Source organism: Pseudomonas sp. BN414 (genome assembly GCF_029871275.1).
GTDB classification, from domain to species: domain Bacteria; phylum Pseudomonadota; class Gammaproteobacteria; order Pseudomonadales; family Pseudomonadaceae; genus Metapseudomonas; species Metapseudomonas resinovorans_C.
In genome coordinates this window covers 112501-134219 of record NZ_SSOL01000072.1, presented here as the reverse complement: position 1 = coordinate 134219, position 21719 = coordinate 112501, and the positions used below count along the sequence as shown (strand labels likewise).

At 64.2% G+C, this 21719-nt stretch carries 19 protein-coding genes (1 of these 19 running past the window's edge); 9 read left to right on the top strand and 10 right to left on the bottom strand.

The features are described from left to right. The first annotated feature begins 17 nt into the window (after positions 1 to 17). From E8E95_RS20025 to E8E95_RS20005, 5 genes are all read left to right on the top strand, one after another. Complete coding sequence (locus tag E8E95_RS20025) at positions 18 to 1520, top strand: aldehyde dehydrogenase family protein (protein ID WP_280353233.1); 1503 nt, start codon at positions 18 to 20, stop codon at positions 1518 to 1520. Between the two features lie 138 nt (positions 1521 to 1658). Next, entirely contained in the window at positions 1659 to 3164 is a 1506-nt protein-coding gene (locus E8E95_RS20020) for a cytosine permease (RefSeq protein ID WP_280353231.1), read from the top strand. Positions 3165 to 3202: 38 nt separating this feature from the next. After that, the gene (gene betA, locus E8E95_RS20015; RefSeq protein WP_280353229.1) at positions 3203 to 4888 is read left to right on the top strand and encodes a choline dehydrogenase; all 1686 of its coding nucleotides are present in this window, start codon (positions 3203 to 3205) and stop codon (positions 4886 to 4888) included. A 276-nt stretch (positions 4889 to 5164) separates the two neighbouring features. After that, the gene (locus E8E95_RS20010) at positions 5165 to 6163 is read left to right on the top strand and encodes an alpha/beta hydrolase (protein ID WP_179059379.1); all 999 of its coding nucleotides are present in this window, start codon (positions 5165 to 5167) and stop codon (positions 6161 to 6163) included. 106 nt (positions 6164 to 6269) lie between these two features. After that, positions 6270 to 7130, top strand: coding sequence for a CAP domain-containing protein (locus tag E8E95_RS20005; RefSeq protein WP_280353226.1), 861 nt, complete (start codon positions 6270 to 6272; stop codon positions 7128 to 7130). A gap of 242 nt (positions 7131 to 7372) precedes the next feature. Here E8E95_RS20005 and E8E95_RS20000 read toward each other — a convergent pair whose 3' ends face one another. Next, entirely contained in the window at positions 7373 to 7837 is a 465-nt protein-coding gene (locus tag E8E95_RS20000) for a MarR family transcriptional regulator (RefSeq protein WP_280353223.1), read from the bottom strand. Positions 7838 to 8114: 277 nt separating this feature from the next. Here E8E95_RS20000 and E8E95_RS19995 point away from each other — a divergent pair, with 277 nt between their 5' ends. Both E8E95_RS19995 and E8E95_RS19990 read left to right on the top strand, forming a co-directional pair. Then, complete coding sequence (locus E8E95_RS19995) at positions 8115 to 9509, top strand: EAL domain-containing protein (protein ID WP_280353220.1); 1395 nt, start codon at positions 8115 to 8117, stop codon at positions 9507 to 9509. A gap of 125 nt (positions 9510 to 9634) precedes the next feature. After that, positions 9635 to 10153, top strand: coding sequence for a DinB family protein (locus E8E95_RS19990; protein WP_280353217.1), 519 nt, complete (start codon positions 9635 to 9637; stop codon positions 10151 to 10153). On the opposite strand, the gene E8E95_RS19985 is transcribed toward E8E95_RS19990, so the two are convergent. From E8E95_RS19985 to E8E95_RS19965, 5 genes are all read right to left on the bottom strand, one after another. Then, positions 10138 to 11067, bottom strand: coding sequence for a LysR family transcriptional regulator (locus E8E95_RS19985; RefSeq protein WP_280353214.1), 930 nt, complete (start codon positions 11065 to 11067; stop codon positions 10138 to 10140). The two genes, E8E95_RS19990 and E8E95_RS19985, sit on opposite strands and share 16 nt — an antisense overlap. Before the next feature lie 77 nt (positions 11068 to 11144). Further along, complete coding sequence (locus tag E8E95_RS19980; RefSeq protein ID WP_280353211.1) at positions 11145 to 12950, bottom strand: monovalent cation:proton antiporter-2 (CPA2) family protein; 1806 nt, start codon at positions 12948 to 12950, stop codon at positions 11145 to 11147. A gap of 102 nt (positions 12951 to 13052) precedes the next feature. After that, positions 13053 to 13673 carry an isochorismate family cysteine hydrolase YcaC gene (ycaC, locus tag E8E95_RS19975; protein WP_077526873.1) on the bottom strand — a complete coding sequence of 207 codons (621 nt, stop codon included), beginning with the start codon at positions 13671 to 13673 and terminating at the stop codon, positions 13053 to 13055. Between the two features lie 56 nt (positions 13674 to 13729). Continuing rightward, the gene (locus tag E8E95_RS19970) at positions 13730 to 14416 is read right to left on the bottom strand and encodes a hydrolase (RefSeq protein ID WP_280353207.1); all 687 of its coding nucleotides are present in this window, start codon (positions 14414 to 14416) and stop codon (positions 13730 to 13732) included. Between the two features lie 120 nt (positions 14417 to 14536). After that, positions 14537 to 15403, bottom strand: a complete 867-nt coding sequence (locus E8E95_RS19965) for a pirin family protein (RefSeq protein WP_280353204.1) — start codon at positions 15401 to 15403, stop codon at positions 14537 to 14539. Positions 15404 to 15499: 96 nt separating this feature from the next. On the opposite strand from E8E95_RS19965, the gene E8E95_RS19960 reads away from it, so the two are divergent. Then, positions 15500 to 16408 carry a LysR family transcriptional regulator gene (locus E8E95_RS19960; protein ID WP_280353258.1) on the top strand — a complete coding sequence of 303 codons (909 nt, stop codon included), beginning with the start codon at positions 15500 to 15502 and terminating at the stop codon, positions 16406 to 16408. A 355-nt stretch (positions 16409 to 16763) separates the two neighbouring features. Here E8E95_RS19960 and E8E95_RS19955 read toward each other — a convergent pair whose 3' ends face one another. From E8E95_RS19955 to E8E95_RS19945, 3 genes are all read right to left on the bottom strand, one after another. Beyond that, positions 16764 to 18602, bottom strand: a complete 1839-nt coding sequence (locus E8E95_RS19955) for an amidohydrolase (protein WP_280353256.1) — start codon at positions 18600 to 18602, stop codon at positions 16764 to 16766. Between the two features lie 154 nt (positions 18603 to 18756). Then, positions 18757 to 19314: an antibiotic biosynthesis monooxygenase gene (locus E8E95_RS19950; RefSeq protein WP_280353201.1), complete on the bottom strand. Its 558-nt coding sequence runs from the start codon at positions 19312 to 19314 to the stop codon at positions 18757 to 18759. 65 nt (positions 19315 to 19379) lie between these two features. Then, on the bottom strand, positions 19380 to 20024 hold the full coding sequence (locus E8E95_RS19945; protein ID WP_280353198.1) for a hydrolase: 645 nt from the start codon (positions 20022 to 20024) through the stop codon (positions 19380 to 19382). A gap of 160 nt (positions 20025 to 20184) precedes the next feature. Between E8E95_RS19945 and E8E95_RS19940 the strand changes: the two genes are divergently transcribed. Next, positions 20185 to 21093 (top strand): LysR family transcriptional regulator, encoded by a 909-nt coding sequence (locus tag E8E95_RS19940; RefSeq protein ID WP_280353195.1) that lies wholly within the window; start codon positions 20185 to 20187, stop codon positions 21091 to 21093. A 470-nt stretch (positions 21094 to 21563) separates the two neighbouring features. On the opposite strand, the gene E8E95_RS19935 is transcribed toward E8E95_RS19940, so the two are convergent. After that, positions 21564 to 21719, bottom strand: partial view of an SCO family protein gene (locus E8E95_RS19935; RefSeq protein WP_280353193.1) — the 3' portion only. 819 nt of this gene lie beyond the right edge of the window; only the last 156 of its 975 coding nucleotides appear in the window; its start codon lies off the right edge, out of view; it ends in the stop codon at positions 21564 to 21566.

Below are 21719 nucleotides of genomic sequence, written 5' to 3'. Positions count from 1 at the left end.
GCCCGGAGGAACAGAGAGTGGACATCAAGGTTAAAGACTATCTGCAGCAGTTTGGCGTATCCGAAGCGACCCAGAGTTTCCTCGGCAAGGCGCAGAAAATGTTCGTCAACGGTACCTGGCTGGAATCGGCTGATACCGCCGAGGTGATCGAGCCATCTACCGGCGCTGTGCTCACCCGCATTCCCATGGGCACTGCGCAGGACCTGGACCAGGCGGTGCAAGCTGCCCGCGCGCAGTTCGATGGCGGCGCCTGGAGCCAGCTCAAGCCGCTGGAGCGTGAGCGCCTGCTGCATGGCCTGGCCGACCTGATCGAGGCCAACGCCGATGAACTGGCGGAAATCGAATCCATCGACATGGGCAAGTCGGTCGCCCAGGCACGAGCGGTGGATATACAGGGCACCATCGACACCTTCCGCTACTTCGCCGGCTGGGCCAGCAAGATCCACGGGCGCACCGTAGAGCCGTCGCTGCCCGGCAATTACCTGGCCTATACCCGCAAGGAGCCGGTCGGCGTGGTGGGCGTCATCGTCCCCTGGAACTTCCCGCTGCAGACCATGGCCTGGAAGCTCGGCGCCGCGCTGGCGGTGGGCTGCACCGTGGTAGTGAAGCCGGCTGAGCTGACCTCCCTGTCGGCCCTGCGTTTTGCCGAACTGGTGCAGGAGGCGGGTATCCCCGATGGCGTGGTGAACATCGTCACCGGGCGCGGCAGCGTGATCGGTGCGGCCATGTCCAGCCATCCGGGTATCGACAAGCTCAGCTTCACCGGATCGACCCCGGTGGGTTGTGGCGTGGGCAAGGCGGCCATGGACCAGATGAAGCGCCTGACCCTGGAACTGGGCGGCAAATCGCCGGTGATCGTCTTCGCCGACGCCGATATCAAGGCGGCGGCCCAGGCAGTGGCCAACGGCGTGTTCTTCAACTCCGGCCAGGTCTGCGACGCCGGCACCCGTGCCTATGTCCATCGCAGCGTGTACGCCGAGTTCCTGCGTGAACTGGCGGACTACACCGCAACACTGAAGATCGCCCCCGGACTGGACCCGGACTGCTTCATCAGCCCGATGGTGTCGCGCCAGCAACAGCAGCGCGTGCTGGAGTACATCGAGACTGGCAAGGCGGAAGGTGCGGAGCTGTATTACGGCGGCAAGCCCGTCGAAGGCCCCGGCTTCTACGTCCAGCCGACCGTCTTCGCCAACTGCCGCAATGACATGCGCGTCGTCCAGGAGGAAATCTTCGGTCCAGTGCTGGTGACTGCGCCCTTCGACGACGAAGAAGAAGCGCTGGCCCTGGCCAACGATTCGCTCTTCGGCCTGGCCGCGGCGCTCTATTCCAACGACCTCGGGCGGGTCCACAACCTGATCCCGCGACTGCGCGCCGGCACCGTCTACGTCAATGCCCACAGCACCCTCGATCCCTCCATGCCCTTCGGCGGCTACAAGCAGTCGGGCTACGGCAAGGACCTTGGGTCGGAACAGCTGGATTACCTGCTGGAAACCAAGGCGGTGTGGATCACACTTCCTTAAGTGATTTCAGCTGAGGCGTCGGCAGTCCCCCGCTGCCGCCGCATGACATATCCGCACCCCCTTGCAGGGCAGTTCCTCACGGACTGCCAGGGTGCGGAGCCTGGTGATACTCCATACGAAAACAAGAGCGGAGATACCATGAAATCAGCATCGCAAAGCCTGCCCGCGACCGAGGGACAACGCGGACTGGAAATCGAGGGCCATTCCATCGATTTCATCCAGGAGAACGAGAGAACCGACAAGCTTTCGGCCCAAGGGCCTTTCTGGTTTGTCGGCAACTTCACCTTTTTCACCATGACCATCGGCTTCGTCGGTCCAAGCGTCGGATTGAACGCGTTCTGGACCATGATCGCCGGCACCCTGGGCATCATGTTCGGCACCCTGTTCATGGCATTCCACGGCTCGCAAGGACCCCATCTCGGCCTGCCGCAGATGATCCAGTCCCGCGCCCAGTTCGGCTATCGCGGCGTAGTGCTGGTGCTACTGGCGACGCTGTTCGTCTTCGCCGGTTTCAACATCGTCAACCTGGTGTTGATGATGCAAGGGCTGGAGCACCTGTTTCACTGGGACCCCATGACCGTCGCCCTGATCGTCTCGGTACCCGCCACCGCCCTGGCCATCCTCGGCCATGACTGGATGCACAAGACCTTCAAGTGGTCGCTGTTCCTCTCGCTGCCTCTCTATGGGCTGGTGACGCTGGCAGTACTGCTGGGCTGGGTACCGGCCGCACCGCTGCCGGCTGAGGGGGCTGAAACGGTCAAACTCGGCTTCACCCTGACCGGTTTCGTCGCCCAATTCGCGGCGGCCGCCAGCTACAACATCGCCTACGCGCCTTACGTCTCGGACTACTCTCGTTACCTGCCGAAGAACACGTCGAGCGGCAAGCTGATCGCGGCGGTATTCATCGGGGCCTCGCTCTCGGGCGCCTGGATGATCTCGGTCGGCGGCTGGCTGGCGGAGCACCTGCGTACCACCGATGTCCTCGTCGCGCTCAACAGTGTCGGTGCCAGCTTCGCCCCGCAGTTGGGCACAGCAGTGGTGGCGGTCACCATCCTGGCCTTCCTGCCGGTGATCGCGATGAACATCTACAGCGCCAAGCTGACCACCATCACCGGCGTGGACTCGTTCAGGAAAATCAAGCCCACGGCCCGCGTACGCATCCTGGCGATCATCTTCGTCGTGCTGCTGCAACTGGGCGTGGCGATCAGCATCAATGCCTCCGGTTCGGGCCTGTCGATGCTCAACATGTACCTGGTGGTGATGCTGTACTTCCTCGTGCCCTGGACCGCCGTCAACCTCACCGACTACTTCTTCGTGCGCAAGGGCCGGTATGCCATCCCGCACTTCTTCCTGCCGCACGACAACATCTACGGTCGTTGGGGCAGCCGCGGACTCATCGCCTACCTGATCGGTTTCGTGGTGATGATTCCCTTCTTCACCATTTTCAGCGGCCCCGAGGAAGTCTACGTCGGCCCGCTGGCCCGGATGATCGGCAGCGTGGACATGGCGTGGCTGGTCGGCCTCCTTGTCTCCGGCATCGCCTACTACCTGCTGTGCCTGTCGCTAGACCTGAAGAAGGAGGAAACCCTCATTCGCCAGATCGAGAAAGAGGCCCCTCAATTCACGACGGGTAAAGCCTGGTAACCGCCACGGTCTCGTCCAGTTTCAATGTGAGAAAAATCATGGCTAAGAGATACGACTACATCATCATTGGTGCGGGTTCGGCTGGTTGCGTCCTGGCCAACCGCCTGACCGAGGATGCCGGCACCTCCGTACTGGTCCTGGAATTCGGCGGTAGCGACCGCAGCGTGCTGATCCAGATGCCCAGCGCCTTTTCCATCCCGATGAACACCAAGAAGTACAACTGGCGCTACGAGACGGTGGCCGAGCCGCACCTGGATGGCCGCCGCCTGCATTGCCCGCGTGGCAAGGTGCTAGGCGGTTCGTCCTCGATCAACGGCCTGGTCTATATCCGTGGCCATGCCTATGACTTCGACGAATGGGAAAACCTCGGGGCGAAGAACTGGAGCTACCGGAACTGCCTGCCGTACTTCAAGCGTGCGGAGACCTTCAAGTTCGGCGGCGATGATTACCGGGGTGCCAGCGGCCCGCTGTCCACCAACAACGGCAACAACATGCAGAACCCGCTGTACGGCGCCTGGGTCGAGGCGGGTGCCGAGGCCGGGTATATCAAGACCGAGGACTGCAACGGCTACATGCAGGAAGGCTTCGGCGCCATGCACATGACCGTGAAGGATGGTGTGCGCTGGTCCACCGCCAATGCCTACCTGCGTCCAGCCATGGAGCGTCCCAACCTGACCGTGGTCACCCACGCCATGACTCGCCGCATCCTGCTGGATGGCAAGCAGGCGGTGGGCGTTGAGTACGACCAGGGCGGCCAGACCCACACCGTGCATTGCAACCGCGAGGTGCTGGTGTCCTCGGGCCCGATCGGTTCGCCGCATTTGCTGCAGCGTTCCGGCATCGGCCCGCAGGAAGTGCTGAAGAAGGCTGGCATCGAAGTTCGCCACGATCTGCCGGGCGTCGGCGAAAACCTCCAGGACCACTCGGAAATCTACATCCAGTACGAATGCAAGGAGCCCATCACCCTCAACGGCAAGATGGGGTTGCTGGGCAAGGCGCTGATCGGACTGCGCTGGCTGCTGTTCAAGGATGGCCTGGGCGCCAGCAACCACTTCGAGGCCGGCGGCTTCATTCGCTCCGAGCAAGGGCTGCGGTGGCCGGATATCCAGTTCCACTTCCTGCCGGCGGCGATGCGCTACGACGGTGACAAACCGTTCAAGGGCCATGGCTTCATGATCCTCACCGGCCCCAACAAACCGAAGAGCCGTGGTCACGTCCGCGCGCTGTCGGCGGACCCGTACCAGCACCCGGAAATCCGCTTCAACTACCTGGAAAGCGAGGAGGACCGCGAAGGATTCCGTCGCTGCGTGCGCCTGACCCGCGAGATCATTGGCCAGCCAGCCATGGATCGTTACCGTGGCGTCGAGCTGGCGCCCGGCCCGAACGTGCAGACGGACGAGGAAATCGACGCCTTCGTGCGTGCCAGCATGGAAAGCACCATGCACCCCTGCGGTTCCTGCCGCATGGGTGAGGACGACATGGCCGTGGTGGACTCCGAGCTGCGCGTGCGGGGCATCCAGGGCTTGCGGGTGATCGATTCGTCGGTATTCCCCACCGAGCCCAATGGCAACCTCAATGCGCCGACCATCATGCTCGCCGAACGCGCCTCTGACCTGGTGCGCGGTCGCCGGACGCTGGCGGCCGAGGATGTGCCGGTGGGGCTGGCTGCCAACTGGGAGAGCGCCCAGCGCAGCCACGCGCCGGTGCGTCAGGTGGGTGTCTGAGGGGTAGGGCGAAAGCTGCTCTGTCCATCCCCAAACCTCCGTGCCCGCTGACGCAACCCTCTCCCCCGCCCCTCTCCCGCAGGCGGGAGAGGGGTGACTCGCGCCGGCGCGGCACAGGTCATCCTGAAACTCTCACTGGCCTGAAACCGAGTAGACGAGGCAGGGCAACGACCGTTCGGCGCTCGTCATGAAATTGTCACGGTTCTGTGGCAGAGCGAACGACAGGATTTCATCAGAATCGCGTTCAACTGGGGTTTTGCGTTCTGGATTTCCATCATGCGTGTGCTGATCCTGCTCGCCGCGCTTGTCTGCGGGCTGCCTTCCTTTGCTATCGCCAACGCTCGCTGCGATGTTGCCGTGCCGACGGAGACCGTCGACCTGGGCGAAGTGCGTCTGGCGTACCAGAGCGTGGGGCGTGAGCGGGACCCGGCGTTGCTGCTGATCATGGGGCTGGGCGGGCAACTGATCCACTGGCCGGATGAGGTGGTGCAGCGCCTGTGCGAAAGCGGTTTCCGGGTGATCCGCTTCGATAATCGCGATGTCGGGTTGTCGGCCTGGATCGGCCCCGCGCCCTCGGCGAACCTGGCATACGAAGCGGTGCGCTATCGCCTCGGCTTGCCGGTTTCAGCGCCGTACGGATTGCGCGACATGGCCCGCGATTCCCTGCATCTTCTGGATGCCCTGCACATTCAACAGGCTCACATACTGGGTGCCAGCATGGGCGGGATGATTGCCCAGCACCTGGCCGACCTCGCTCCGCAGCGGGTACTCAGCCTGACTTTGATCATGACCAGCTCCGGCGCCCAGGGCCTGCCGGCGCCCAGCTCCGCGCTGCTGGAACTGCTTGCCCGGCGCGAGGCACCGAGCCGCGAAGTGGCGATCGAGCAACAGGCCGACCTGCTGGGTGCGCTGGGCAGTCCCGATATCAGCGATGATCGCGGGCAGTTGCTGGAGCAAGCCGCCCGCGCTTATGACCGTTCCTTCAATCCCGAAGGCGTGCAGCGGCAGATGCTGGCAATCCTCGCCGAGCCCAGCCGGGTCGACATGCTCAATCGCCTGCAGGTGCCCACGCTGGTGGTACACGGCACGGCCGATCCGCTGCTGCCGGTGATGCACGGCGTGCATGTGGCAGCCCATATCAAGGGGTCGGAACTGAAGCTGATTCCGGGTCTGGCGCACCGCTTCCAGGAGGCCTTCAAGGAGCCGCTGCTGTCGGCGGTGCTACCGCATCTGAAGGCCCATCGCCGCGCCGAGGGGCATGTGGCGCAGCTTTAGCCCTGGTCAGACAGGCTACTGATTTTTTCCATGACCTCCCGAACCTGCGTCGGGCGGCGCAGTCATACGGCAGCCCGAATCACAACGACTCGCCTGCACACCATTCATGCGCCCAATCCATCGATCCCTTCGTCTGCTTCCTTCCTTGCCACTGGCCCTGCTGTCCCTGTTCACCCACGTCGCCCAGGCGGGCGATGAGCGTCAACTGCTGGCAGAGATCAACGACTACCGGACCCACAATCAACGCTGCGGTTGGAGCAACGTCCGTGCGGCGCCAGCCCTGGCGCTGAAATCGAACCTCGCCCTGCCGATCGGGTATTCGGGTGAGCTGCGCCGGGGGCTCCGCGATGCGGGCTACCAGGCCGGTGAGGTGCGGAGCATCCGCTTGTCCGGGGCGCGCAATGCCGGCCTGGCCTTCGACATGCTCCGCGATGACTACTGCGAGGACCTGATGGACCCGAAGGTGACTGATGTCGGCATCAGCCGCAGCGGCAACCAGTGGCGCCTGGTACTGGCCCGACCCATGGTCAGCGCCCAGCTTGGGGATACCCGCTCGGCGGGCCAGGCGCTTCTGGCGCAGGTCAACGCGGCGCGGGCCAAGCCGCGTATGTGCGGCGGCAAGCGCTTCGCCGCAGCGCGTCCTCTCGCCTGGAGCTCCGCCCTCGGCAGTGCCGCCCAGCGGCACAGCCGCTCGATGGCCGACCGCGACTATTTCTCCCACAACGATCCCAATGGTGACTCGCCATTCGACCGGGCGCGGGCGGCGGGTTATCGAGGAAAACAAGTCGGGGAGAACATCGCTGCCGGGCAGGGTTCACCCCGTGCGGCCATGGACAGCTGGCTGGCGAGCCCTGGCCATTGCGCCAATCTGATGAATCCCCGTTTCACGCAAGTCGGGGCGGCCTACGCTGCGCAAACGCGCAGCGAGAATGGCATCTACTGGACCATGATGTTCGGCGCACCGTGACGGGGCGGAGCCGCTGCCTCAGTGCAGCGGCTCAATGCCAGGCTACTGGTGGCTTCAGGATTGCTTGTGCCTCGCCGGTGCGAGTCACCCCTCTACCTCTGGGAGAGGGGCCGGGGGTGAGGGTTGCATCAGGCTGATACAGAGGTTCGAAAGGTCTGCGTTAGCGCGTCAATCCCACCACAGCATCGACGGCACTCGTTGGGCTTCGCTTAGCTCAGCCGCAACCTACGCAAGCGCGCCACTCATTTGCGGTTTCCGGAGGATTTGAGGAGGTTGTCGCGCAGGGCCACGACGGCCTGTTGCATGCGCACGAACTCATCCGAGTCCAGGCCCGTTGCACCGTTGAGGGCTGTTTCCGCGCTTTGCTCGCGAAGGTCCCTGCCTGCCTTGGTCAGTCTGACGCGTACCTGGCGCTCGTCCTCGGGATCGCGCTGACGCTGGACCAGGCCCATCCCCTCGAGCTTCTTCAGCATCGGCGTGAGCGTGTTCGATTCCAGGAAGAGCTTTTCACCGAGACTGCCCACGGTCTGATTGTCTTCGTCCCATAGCGCGACGATGGCGATGAACTGCGTATAGGTCAGCCCGAGCTGCTCGAGAATCGGCTTGTAGGCCTTGCCGAAGGCCAGGTTCGCGGAATACACCGCGAAGCACAGGAAGTCTGAGAGCGGGGCCGGTTTAGCCGGGGTCGAGCTGCTGGTGGATTTCATCTGCTTCCTCGTTGGACAAACGCCGGTTCCTCGAATGCCCGGACTATAAATCGCATGCGAGAACATCGGAAGTGCCTGAGTTGAGGGGCTGACCAACTGCATCCGCAAACCGATTCGAGAATGGAGGCACAAGGCGACGGCCGGTATTCCCCGGGAGGAAGTCGGGCTGGGACTCGGACTTGACCGCTGGCCCCCGTGCGTCGTCCTTCAATCCAATGCCAATTTGCAATCACGCATTCACCCTCAAGAATGAATAGGGTCGGCAAAGGGATTTTCCATGACCCCCATCTCCGCGTTCCTCAAGCGCGTCCAGCTGCTTTGGCAGTCGCCTGACCTCGCCCTCGTCGGCCAGCGCCGGGAGCGGCGCATGCGTTTGCTGACGAGTGGGGTCATGGTGTTCATGGGGTTGTTCTGGGGCGGTTACTTCGTTGTGCGGGGCGAGTGGGGCATCGTCCCGATGGATATGGCCCTGATCGTCTGCGGCCTGGGTGTGTTCGCCCTGACCCTGTGCAACCGGGCGCGCGCGGCCAACCTGTTGCTGTTCGGGGTGCTGATCGTCGTCATCCTGATTTCCTCCCTGCTGCTGGACGTGCCGACGGTGGCCGCGCCACGGGCGTCCCACCTGTACTTCCTGCCCCTGGCCCTGGCGGCGCTCATGGCCTTTCGCGACGAGCCCCGATGGCTGCGTTACGGCGTCACCTTGGCGTGCCTGGCGCTGTTCACCTGGCTGGCATCCTCCTCCTGGAGCCCGATCACCGGTTACAGCTTGCCGGACGAGGTGCGGGTGGTCGGTTCCTGGGTCCAGGGCGTGGCGTCCATGGCGATGGTCTTCATGCTGCTGCACATCCTGCAGACCGACGCGGTGGAGCGCTCGGAGCTCGACCGTGACCTGCGCACCGCCCTGCGAGAGGAGCAATTCGTCCTGCATTACCAGCCGCAACTGGACTCCACGGGCCGGGTGGTGGCGGCTGAGGTACTGATCCGCTGGCGCCATCCGCAACGGGGACTGGTGGCGCCGGGCGAATTCATCGACCACGCCGAGAAGACCGGCCTGATGCTGCCCATCGGCCAATGGGTGCTGCGCCAGACCTGCGCGCAGTTGCGCGCGTGGAAGGATGATCCGGCTTTCCGCGAGCTGGCCCTGGCGGTGAATATCAGCCAGAACCAGTTCCGCCAGTCGAGCTTCGTGGCCGAGGTGCTGGCGCTGATCGCGGAACACGGCATCGAGGCGCAGCGCCTGGAGTTGGAGTTGACGGAAACCCTGGTGGTGCAGGATCTGGAAGACCTGACGCAGAAGATGACGGCGCTGGTAGAGCAGGGGGTGCGTTTCTCCCTGGATGACTTCGGCACCGGCTTCTCGTCCCTGAGTCATCTCAAGCGCCTGCCCCTGAGCAAGCTGAAGATCGACCGTTCCTTCATCTGCGACGTGCTGAGCGATGCCAGCAGCGAAACCATCGTGCGCACCGTGATCGCCCTGGGGCGCAGCATGGGGCTGGCGGTGATCGCCGAAGGCGTGGAAACCGACGCGCAGCAGCGGTTCCTCATCGGCAATGGTTGTCGGCAGTTCCAGGGCTACCTGTTCAGCCGACCGCTGCCTCCGGAGGCGTTCGTCGAGTACGCGCGGCGGCGTAATGCGCAGGTTCCTGACCAGGAGCGGGTCGAGGCCCTGTAGGTGTTTCCAGCCGTCGGCCAATGAATTCCGGGCCCTGCCGCCGGGCCTACACTCCTTCTGCCGCCGATGGCCGTCGATCCGTCGTACCTGCTGTCGGCCTTACTCCGAGCAGGAGGACACATCCGATGATCAACGCCTCCACGGCGAGGATGCTCGCCCACTACAAGCAGTGGGTCGATGAACGGCTCTTCGAGGATCTGGCCGGGTTGCCGCCCGGCGAGGTCGGCAAGGAACGCGTGACCCTGTGCAAGAGCATCCTCGGCACCCTGAACCATATCCACGTCATCGATTGCATCTGGCGCGCCCATCTGGAACGCCGGCCGCACCCCTACAAGACCCGCCTGGAAGTGCCCTATCCCGAGTTCGACGACCTTCGCGCCGCACAGGCCGCGATGAATGACTGGTTCGTCTCATGGAGCGCCGCGCAGACCGATGAATCGCTGAACACGCCCGTGGAGTTCGTCTTCTGTTCCGGGGACCCCGGCGTGATGACTGCGGGTGCCATGTTGATGCACGTGGTCAACCATGCGTCCTATCACCGTGGCAGCGTGATCCAGATGTACTTCGAGATTCCCGCGCGCCCGCCGATCACCGATCTCCCGGTATTCCTGCGCGAAACCCATCCCCTCTACGCGGCGGGCTGATCGGGCATCGCCGGCGCGGCCATGTGCTGCACGATCAGTTCGCGCAACCAGCGTTCGGCGGGATCGTTGTCCGTTCCGCTGCTCCAGACCATGGAGAGTTCGGAGGTGAAGATGGGGAAGGGCGGCTCATCGGCGCGCAATCCGCATCCATCGATCAGCGCATCCGCTGCATAGTCCGGAACGGTGGCGAGCATTTCGGTGCCGGCCAGTATCGAGCGCAGCCCGCTGAACTGAGGCACCGCCAGCACCACGCGACGGCTGCGTCCAACCCGCGCCAGGTCGTTGTCGATGTTCCCGGTCAGGTCGCCCGAGAACGACACCAGCGCGTGGGGGCGCGAGCAGTAGTCATCGAGAGTGAGTGCGCCGGGACGGTCGTCGCCGCGCAGGATCTTGCAGCGCAGGTTGCGCAGCCGTTTGCGCTTGGCATTGGCCGGCAGCTCCGTGGTGTAGCTGACGCCGACCGAGATTTCCCCGGAAGCGAGCATCGCGGACATGAGCAGGAAGTTGACCCGACGCACCACCACTATGCTGTCGGGCGCCTCCTCGCGGAGCTGGTGGATCAGGGGAGGGAACAGGCCGAACTCGACGTCGTCCGAGAGGCCGATCCGGAAAGTATTGCGATAGGTGGAGGGGTTGAACTCCTTCGCCCGGCTGACGGCGCTGGATATCGAGTCCAGTGCCGGTTGCAATTCATCGAGTATTTCCAGTGCCCGCTTGGTGGGTTCGAAGACCCGGCCGTTGCGGACCAGCAGCGGGTCGTCGAAGAGATCGCGCAAGCGGGCCAGCGCCGCGCTGACCGCAGGCTGGCCGAGGAAGAGCTTCTCCGATGCGCGAGTCAGGTTCTTCTCGTACATCAGGGTCTCGAAGACCACCAGCAGGTTCAGGTCCACACGGCGCAGATCGTTCCGGTTCATCAGGGGCCTCCCCCTTGTTGAATCTGCCTTGAGTAAAGCTGATCCGTTCGCCAGCGACCGGGCCACGCCGCCAGCGGCTATTTCACCGCCTTGTCCTCGATCAGGTCGGCGTCGAACAGGTGTTCCAGCTCGGTACGGGCTTCGCGGGCGGTCTGGACCACTGCGGCCTCGTCGTCATAGACGTTGTGCTGGGCGGCCAGGACTTCCTCGTCGTGGCGCTGGAAACGGCGAATACGCGCGCTGGCTCGCTCTTCGTCGAGACCCAGGCCAAGCAGGGCCTGGCGGCTCATCTCCAGCGCGGAATGGAAGGTTTCGCGCACGGGCACGGCGCCCAGGTCCAGCAGGCGGTGGACATGCTGCCGGTTGCGCGCGCGGGCGATCACCTTGACGTGCGGGTAGAGGCGCTTGACCAGTTCGGTGATCTTCAGGTTCGTGTCCGGATCATCGGTGGCGATGATGAGATACTCGGCCTTGTCCACCTTGGCCGCACGGAGGATTTCCGCCCGCAACGGGTCGCCGTAGTAGATGGGCATGCGGCCCAGGCTGCGCCCGTATTCGATCATGTCCACTGCGGTGTCCAGGGCAACGAACGGCACCTGCTGGGCGCGCAGCACGCGGGCGATGATCTGACCCATGCGGCCCATGCCGGCGACCACCACGCGGGGGGCGTCACTGTCGATGTGCTGGTACTCGTCCGGCACTTCCACCGCTGCCGGCGCGACATCCAGGCGGCGGAACAAGCCCAGCACCAGCAGCGGCGTCACGGCCATGGACAGGGTGATGCTGAGCACCAGCAGGCCGTGCAGGCGGGCGTCGAGCATGCCCTGCTCGAAAGCCACCTTGAACACCACGAAGGCGAACTCGCCACCTGCAGCCAGGACGATGCCCAGGCGCAATGCATGAGCGCGCTCCAGTCCACCGGCGAAGCGGCCCACCAGATAGAGCAGCGGCAATTTCGCCATCAGCAGCAGGACGGTCAGCACCATGACCGCGAACGGCTCGTTCAGCAGCAGGCTGAGGTCGGCGCTCATGCCCACGCTCATGAAGAACAGGCCCAGCAGCAGGCCCTTGAAAGGCTCGATCTGCGCTTCCAGCTCATGGCGGTATTCGGAGTCCGCCAGCAGCAGGCCGGCGATGAAGGCGCCAAGGGCCATGGAAACGCCTGCCAGCTCCATCAGCCAGGCGGTGCCGACCACCACCAGCAGCGAGGTGGCGGTGGAAACCTCTTTCAGCCCGGCTTTCAGCACGGTGCGGAATATCGGCCGCAGCAGGTAGCGGCCACCGATGATCACCGCACCGATGCTGGCCACTGCCAGCAACACGTCATGCAGGTCGACGCCTTCCGTGTCGAACTCGCCGGCACCGCTGAGCAGCGGCAGCAGGGCGATCAACGGGATGGCCGCGATGTCCTGGAACAGCAGGATGGCGAAGGCCAGGCGGCCGTGGGGGCTGGTCAGTTCCTTGCGCTCGGCGAGTATCTGCAGGCCGAAGGCGGTGGAGGAAAGTGCCAGGCCGAAACCCAGGACGGCTGCGGTATTCAGGCTCTGGGCGAACACCAGCCAGGCTACCAGGCCAATGGCCAGGGCGGTGAGCAGGACCTGGGCGAGGCCGGCGCCGAACACCGAGCGGCGCATCACCCAGAGGCGGCGGGGCGAGAGTTCCAGGCCAATGATGAACAGCAACAGCACCACGCCGAGTTCGGACACGTGGGCGACGCTTTGAGGATCGTTGACCAGGCCCAGCACGGAAGGGCCGATCAACACCCCGGCGAGCAGGTAGCCCAGTACAGCGCCAAGCTGAAGGCGCTTGGCCAGGGGGACGGTGATTACGGCGGCGAACAGGAACACCACCGCTGCCTGCAGCAGGCTGCCGTCATGGGGCATGGGTCACTCCTCAGTCATGCTGCTTGAAGGGGGCGGCATTCTAGAGCAGAGCGGCGAACCGGGGCAGGGAGCCGCGCCAATACGACGCGGCCCCCCGGAGTTTTACTTCGTGAGCGTGGTGTAACTGGTGATCAGGTTGCGGTAGTCGGGAATGTGGTTGGAGAACAGGGTACCTAGGCCTTCGATGTCGTTGCGCCAGTCGCGGTGCAACTCGCAGGCCACGCCGAACCAGGTCATCAGTTGCGCACCGGCAGCTTCCATCCGGCGCCAGGCGGCGTCGCGGGTGACTTCGTTGAAGGTGCCGGACGCGTCGGCAACAACGAATACGTCGAAGCCTTCTTCAAGGGCCGAGAGCGCCGGGAAGGCCACGCAGACTTCGGTTACCACCCCGGCGATGATCAGCTGCTTCTTGCCGGTGGCCTTCACTGCCTTGACGAAGTCCTCGTTGTCCCAGGCGTTGATGTTGCCGGGACGGGCGATGTAGGGCGCATCGGGGAACTGCTCTTTCAGCTCGGGCACCAGCGGGCCGTTGGGGCCGGTCTCGAAGCTGGTGGTGAGGATGGTCGGCAGCTTGAAGTACTTGGCCAGGTCACCCAGGGCCAGCACGTTGTTCTTGAATTTGTCCGGGTCGATATCCCGCACCAGGGAGAGCAGGCCGGTCTGGTGGTCGACCAGTAGCACGGCGGCGTTGTTCTTATCCAGACGCTTGTATTGGAAAGACATGGCATTTTCCTCGCTTGGTTGAGCGTCCGCCCTTGTGGGGCAGGCGCAGGAATTTTTCAGCGTTGCGAATCCAGCACTTCGTTTTCCTTGGCCACCTGCTGGGCTTTTCCGTAGCTCTCGATCAGCAGTTGGTAGTGCGGGAATACATGACTATAGGCCGCGGCCCACTCGGCGGCGTCGGGGCGGTTCCAGGTGCGCTGCACCTCGGAGCAGACGGCGGCGGTATCCATGGGCACCACGCCGGCCTGGACGACGCGCGCCAGGGTGATTTCCTGGGCCATCTTCGAATAGGTACCTGACGCGTCGATGACAGCGAAGACCCGATAGCCGGCGTTTACCGCGCTGATGCTGGGGAAGGCCATGCACACGCTGGTGATGGTGCCGGCGATGATCAGGGTCTTGCGGCCGGTGGCTTCGACCGCCGCGACGAACTCGGGGTTGTCCCAGGCGTTGATCTCGCCCTTGCGTGCCACGTATTGGGCATGGGGCGCGGCCTCGTGGATCTCCGGAATCAACGGACCGTTGGGACCCTGGGGCACGGAGGCCGTGGTGATCACCGGCATCTTCGCGAGGGTGGCGACCTTGGCCAGGGTGATGGCATTGGAGCGCAGCTCGGTCATGGGCATGTCCTTGACCGTCTGGAACAGCCCGCTCTGATGATCGATCAGCAGCATCGCGGCGTCATCGGGGTCGATCCTCGGGATCTGGCCGTTGAAGTTGGCGATCTGGGCAAAGTTGTTCATGGCGTCTTACCTCTTTCTCAGGGTGATGGCCGTCCTGGCCGAAGCGGTTGCCCGCCGGCCCACGAATCCGTCGTGGGGGATTGACCAGACTAGGCAGGCGCCCGGCCCGGCGTGTGACCGTCAGTCGTCCATGTGGCCGAAGTGGCCGCTCTGGAAGTCCTGGATCGCCTCGCGTATCTCGGCTTCGCTGTTCATCACGAAGGGACCGTAGCCGACGATCGGCTCATCGATGGGGGCGCCGGAAAGCAGCAGCACCAGGGCCTGGTCGTTGGCTTCCAGCACCAGTTCGTCGCCGGCGGGTTCGAACAGCGCCAGCTGCCCTTCGCGCACCAGTTCCTCGCCGTTCACCAGCAGGGTGCCGCGCAGTACCACCAGGGCGGTGTTGCGGCCGGGCCGGAGGTTGAGACTGACCGGCTTCTCACGGTTCAGGCGGATGTCCCACACGTCCATCTCCGTGAAGGTGCGTGCCGGACCGCGCTTGCCGGCAAACTCGCCAGCGATCAGGCGCAGGCTGCCGGCAGCGTCCGGCAAGGGCAGATGGGGGATGTCGGCGTCGAGGATGGTCTGATAGCCGGGCTCGGCAAGCTTGTCGCGGGCCGGCAGGTTGACCCAGAGCTGGACCATTTCCAGGGTGCCGCCACTGCGGGTGAAGGCTTCGGAGTGGAACTCCTCATGGAGGATGCCCGAGGCCGCCGTCATCCATTGCACGTCGCCGGGACCGATCAGTCCGCCGGCACCCGTGGAGTCCCGGTGCTCCAGTTCGCCCTGGTAGACGATGGTCACCGTCTCGAAACCCCGGTGCGGATGCTGGCCGACGCCGCGAGGACGTTCGGCAGGGGCGAACTCGGCGGGGCCGGCGTAATCCAGCAGCAGGAACGGGCTGATGTGCTTGCCCAGGCTGTCGTAGGAAAACAGCGTGCGAACCGGGAAGCCGTCGCCCACCCAATGGGGCCTGGGGCTGGTGTAGATACCGCGAATCTTTTTCATGGTGTGCCTCCTGTAGTGCATGGGACACATCTTGAAACTGCAACACCGAGTCCGGTAGTCGGGCTAAATTGGCTTCAGAGTCCTATTTGGAGAACGCTGGTGGAAGACCTCAACGACCTCTACTACTTCGCCCAGGTGGTGGAGCACGGCGGCTTCGCCCCGGCCGGACGGGCGCTGGACATGCCCAAGTCCAAGCTCAGCCGACGCATCGCGAACCTCGAAGAGCGGCTGGGCGTACGGCTGATCCAGCGCTCGACGCGGCATTTCTCGGTCACTGAGATCGGCCAGGAGTATTACCGCCATTGCGTGGCCATGATGGTGGAGGCGGAGGGCGCCGCCGAGGTGATCGAGCGCAATCGTTCCGAACCCCAGGGCGTGGTGCGAATCAGTTGCCCGACGGCGCTGCTGGACTTCTGGGTAGGGCCGATGCTGAGCCGGTTCATGGTGAAGTACCCGCTGGTGCAGCTGCACATCGACAGCACCAACCGCCAGGTGGACCTTATCCAGGAAGCCATCGACATCGCCCTGCGGGTGCGCTTCCCGCCGCTGGAAAGCACCGATCTGGTGATGAAAGTCCTGGCCAATAGCACCCAGAGCCTCGTGGCCAGCCCGCGACTGCTGGAGAACCTGCAACAACCCCTGGTGCCTGCGGACCTGGCGAGCCTACCGAGCCTGCACTGGGGTGCAGCTTTGCGCGAGTACATCTGGCAATTGGATGGCCCCGACGGCGCCAGCGCCGCCGTACGCCATCACCCGCGCCTGGTCACCGATGATCTGTTGGTGCTGCGTCAGGCCGCCGAAGCGGGGGTAGGGGTGGTGCATATTCCGTGGGTGGTGGTGCGCGACGAACTGGCCAGTGGCCGATTGGTACAGATAACGCCTGACTGGGCGCCGAGGACTGGCATCGTGCATGCCGTTTTCCCGTCCCGGCGCGGCCTGTTGCCCTCGGTTCGGACCCTGATCGACTTCCTGGCGGAGGCGTTCAAGGACAGCGGGATGATGTGAGCTGCTTCCAGCCGCAGGCCGCAGATCTGCCCTGCTGAATGGCCGGGGCAACTGCGTTGCCCTTGGCGAATGAATTCGCCCCTACAAGATATCGGTGCCCGCCGTGGGATGGGTGCAGAACTCGGTCCGCTTTTCCTGTGGGGGCGATTTCAATCGCTATGCAGGCCGAAGGGCTGCCCAATGGGATTGCAGGGGGCAACGGTGTTGCCCTTTAGCGAATGAATTCGCCCCCACAAGGTAACGGTGCCCGCCGTGGGATGGGTGCAGGACTCAGTCCGCTTTTCCTGTGGGGGCGATTTCAATCGCTAAGCAGCCCGAAGGGCTGCCCACAAATGGGTCCCACAAACAGGGACCATCAGAAGGCAAAGCAGGAACAGCCCAGCGCCCCCCAGAAACCCTGGAAGTCACTCACCGGCATGCTCGACTGGCGTGCCCGCTCGTGGCTGTGGGCGTGCACGGCGCAGGCGCCGACGCACTGGTGCACCTGGGCAGTGAGTGGCGCGCTGGGCTTCCAGTGGCCGGGTACCTTGGCCACCGGTGACCACTCCGGCAGCACCGGCAGTTGCGGCGGGCCGAGCTTGTCGAACTCGCCGGCGGCGTAGACCACCTTGCCGTCGACGATGGTCAGCACCGATTCAATCCACTTGATCGCTTCCTCCTCGACGCTGAAAAAGTCCGCCGACAGGGCCGCCAGGTCGGCCAACTGGCCCACCTTGATCTGCCCCTTCTTGCCCTGCTCGCTTGAGAACCAGGCACTGCCATGAGTGAACAGCTGCAGCGCGGTGTCGCGACTGAGGCCCTGTGGATAAAGCTCCAGGCCGCCAACAGTCCTGCCGCTGACCAGCCAGTACAGAGAAGTCCAGGGGTTGTAGCTGGATACGCGGGTGGCATCGGTGCCGGCGCCCACCGGCACGCCTTCGGCGATCATGCGCTGGATCGGCGGTGTTTGCTCCGCGGCCTTGGCGCCGTAGCGGTCGACGAAGTATTCGCCCTGAAAGGCCATGCGGTCCTGGATGGCGATGCCGCCACCGAGGGCCCGGACCCGCTCGATGTTCTTCGGGCTGATGGTTTCGGCGTGGTCGAAGAACCACGGCAGGCCATTGAACGGGATGTCGCGATTGACCTTCTCGAACACGTCGAGCATGCGCGAGATGGATTCGTCGTAGGTGGCGTGCAGGCGGAACGGCCAGCGCTGTTCCACCAGGTGACGCACTACCGGCTCCAGCTCCTGCTCCATGCTCGGTGCGAGGTCCGGGCGGGGTTCGAGGAAGTCCTCGAAGTCGGCCGCGGAGAACACCAGCATCTCGCCGGCGCCGTTGTGGCGGAGGAAGTCGGTGCCCTGGCCGGGTTTGACCACCTTGCTCCAGTTCTTGAAGTCGGTGAGCTCTTCCTTGGGTTTCTGGGTGAACAGGTTGTAGGCGATGCGCACGCTCAGCTGACCCTTGTCGGCCAGTTCCTGGATCACCTGGTAGTCGTCCGGGTAGTTCTGGTAGCCGCCGCCGGCGTCGATGGCGCTGGTCAGGCCGAGGCGATTGAGCTCGCGCATGAATTGGCGGGTGGAGTTGACCTGATACTCCAGCGGCAGCTTCGGGCCCTTGGCCAGGGTGGCGTAGAGGATGGTGGCGTTGGGCCGGGCGATGAGCATGCCGGTGGGGTTGCCGTTGCTGTCACGTTGGATTTCGCCGCCGGGCGGATTGGGGGTGTCCTTGGTGTAACCGACCGCCTTCAGCGCGGCGCGGTTGAGCAGCGCGCGGTCATACAGATGAAGGAGGAACACCGGTGTGTCCGGCGCCGCACGGTTGATCTCTTCGAGGGTCGGCATGCGCCTTTCGGCGAACTGGAATTCGTTCCAGCCACCGACCACGCGCACCCATTGCGGCGAGGGCGTGCGCTCGGCCTGGTCTTTCAGCATGCGCAGCGCATCGGCCACGGAAGGCACGCCTTCCCAGCGCAGTTCGAGGTTGTAGTTGAGGCCACCCCGGATCAGGTGCAGGTGCGAGTCGTTGAGGCCGGGGATGACGGTGCGCTGCTTGAGGTCGATGACCTGGGTGGCATCGCCGCGCAGGGCCATGGCTTCGGCGTCATTGCCGACGGCGAGGAAGCGGCCGTCCTTGATGGCCACGGCGCTGGCGTTGGGCTTTTCGCGATCGACCGTGTGCAGGCGGCCGTTGAACAGGATCAGGTCAGCGGACATGGAACCCCCTGAGGTGGCATGGGCGGAGCCGGCGGCGCCGGCGAAGGGCAATGCGGACCAGAGTGCGCCAGCGGCGCCAAGCACGGTGCTGGCGGCGAGGAACTGGCGGCGGCTGTTGTTGGTTGGGTCTTCGCTCATGGAACCCTCCTTGGACTTAGGGTCGGTTCAGCCAACCGGCGAAAAAACGTGTCACCGGCGGCATGAAAAGATAGACAACCAGCAGCACGATGCTGGCGGTAATCACCACGTTGCTCGCCACGTAACCCCCGAGCCAGGGTTGCAGCTTGAACAGCGGCTGCCAGAGCAGTGGTACCAGCAGCGCCAGCGGCAGGATTACCAGGAAAGTAATGCAGGCCTGTTTCCAGCGGGGCGGTTGCGGCACGTCGGCAGGCATCGGGGTGAACCAGAATTCGCGTTCGGGATTGATCTCCACCTGGTCGCCATCGGCCAGCAGATGACTGACTTCCTCCACCAGTTGGCGACGGTCAGTGGAATCCAGCCAGGCCTGGAGCTGGGTCGTGTTGGCGAAGCGCAGGACGCTGGTGAACAGGTGCAGGCCATCCTTGCGATCCCGCACCACATCGATGCCGAGGTGACCGGGGTAACCCTTGGCGATGCCGATGATGCGGCGCAGCCAGCCTTCGTATTCCTGTTCCCGGCCTTCCCTGACCCGATGGCGGATCAGCAGCGTGACGATGTCGTCGTTGGTCATGGCGAGGTGCTTCGTGCAAGGCGTGGAGGAAGGCCGGAGGCGTTGGTCGCCTCCGGCCTTGCGGCTTACTTCACCTGACGCTGGGGCGCCTTGTGTACCAGGGTGTAGGCGTAGTCCACGCCCATGCCGTAGGCGCCGCTGTGTTCGCGCACCAGGTCCATCACCGCGTCGTAGCTTTCGCGCTTCGACCAGTCGCGCTGGTACTCGAGCAGGACCTGCTGCCAGGTCACCGGGATGGCGCCGGCCTGGATCATGCGCTGCACCGCCATGTCATGGGCTTCCTGGGAGGTGCCGCCGGAAGCGTCGGTGACGATGTAGACCTCGTAGCCGGCTTCCATGGCTTCCAGGGCGGGGAAGGTCAGGCAGACCTCGGTCCAGAGTGCCGCCATGATCAGTTTCTTGCGGCCGGTGGCTTTCACGGCGGCGACGAATTTCTCGTCTTCCCAGGAGTTCATCGAGGTGCGTTCGATGGGCTGCTGATCCGGGAACACGCTCAGCAGTTCCGGCCAGATGTATCCGCTGAAACTTTCGGTTTCGACGCTGGTGAGGATGGTCGGGACGTTGAAGATCTTGGCGCTCTTGGCCAGGCCCACGGTGTTGTTCTTCAGTTGCTGGCGGTCGATGGACTGCACGCCGAAGGCCATTTGTGGCTGGTGGTCGATCAGGATCAGGGCGGAGTTGGTCGGGTTCAGCAGTTCGCGGATGGACATGGCATTTCTCCTTGGAGCAGTTGGTTTTTGGTTTTCTTCCTGGCCGGTGCCTCCGCGCTGGAGGCTGTTTGGTTCCGACTTGGGATGAATTTTGTGCTCGCCCATTGAGAGAAACAATTAGGCATAATTGAACTTCATTGATTCTGATTTGGAGACATTGATGGACAGGGTCGAGTGCATGCGCGCCTTTATCGAAACCGTGCGCAGCAATGGCTTTGCTGCGGCGGCACGAGCGCTGGACCTGCCGCGCTCCACCGTGAGCAAGCAGGTCCAGGCGCTGGAAGAGGCTATCGGCGTGCAGTTGCTGGTGCGCACGACGCGCAGCCTGCACCTGACGGAGGCGGGAACGGAGTACTTCGAGTCGGCGCGGGACCTGCTGGCGGCCCTGGACGAGGCCGAGCAGCGTGCGCGGGATGGAGTAGGGGAGTTGCGCGGTGTGCTGCGGGTGAACGCGCCCATGTCCTTCGGCCTGCGCAAGCTGGGGCCGCTGATCTCGCTGTTCCATGAGCGGCACCCGCAGATCGAACTGCAGCTGGTGCTCAGCGACCAGCAGGTGGACCCAGTGCGCGGCGGCTTCGACGTGACCATCCGCATCGCCAGCCTGGCGGACTCGTCCATGGTGGCGCGCACCATCGCGCCGGCTCCGCGCCTGCTGGTGGCCTCACCCGCTTATCTGGAGAAGGCCGGGATGCCGCAGTCGCCGGAGGACCTCGCCAATCATGCGTTCCTTGGCTACGGCTATCTGCAGAGCGGCGTCAGCCTGGCGTTGAGCAACGGCGAAGAGACCCGGCGCGTGCAGTTGCACGGTCCGCTCCAGGCCAACAACGGCGACTTCCTCGCGCAGGTGGCCGAGGCCGGCATGGGCATCGCCCTGCTGCCGAGCTTCATCGTCGACGAAGCCCTGGCCGCCGGCCGGCTGGTGGCGGTGCTGTGCAAATGGCAGGCGCCGCCCATCAGCATCAACGCCGTCTACCCCTCGGCCCGCCGCATGCCGCAGAAGACCCGAGCCTTCATCGACTTCCTGGTGGAGGAGATGAGCCGCGTGAACGAGCGGGTGGGGTGTGCATAACTCGCGGAAGCGCCTTCCCTGTAGGGGCGATTTCAATCGCCAAGCAGGCCGAAGGGCTGCCCAGCGGGATGACAGTGGGGCAACGGTTGCCCATAGCGAATGAATTCGCCCCCACAGGGTATGGGTGCCTGCTGCGGGATAGGTGTGGGGTGCGGTTCGCTTTTCCTGTGGGGGCGATTTCAATCGCTGAGCAGGCCGAAGGTCTGCCCAACGGGATTGCAGGGGGCAACTGCGTTGCCCATAGCGAATGAATTCGCCCCCACAGGGTATGGGTGCCTGCTGCGGGATAGATGTGGGGTGCGGTTCGCTTTTCCTGTGGGGGCGATTTCAATCGCTGAGCAGGCCGAAGGTCTGCCCTGTGGATTGGCAGGGGGGCAACTGCGTTGCCCTTGGCGAATGAATTCGCCCCTACAGGTTTGCACCATGGGGGAGCCAAGAGTCCCCCCTCACCCTTCAGCGAGAGGGGCTTTTTATCGCTTGGCTTGCTGCCTCAAGGTCTCATCGTCCATGTACTGCATCAGCGCCTGGATATCCTGCTCGCCCAGTTGCAGGTTGGGCATGGCCACCTGGTTGTATTGGCGGAAGAGGTCGACGGCCAGCGGGTCCTTCTCGGCAAGCATGCGGTC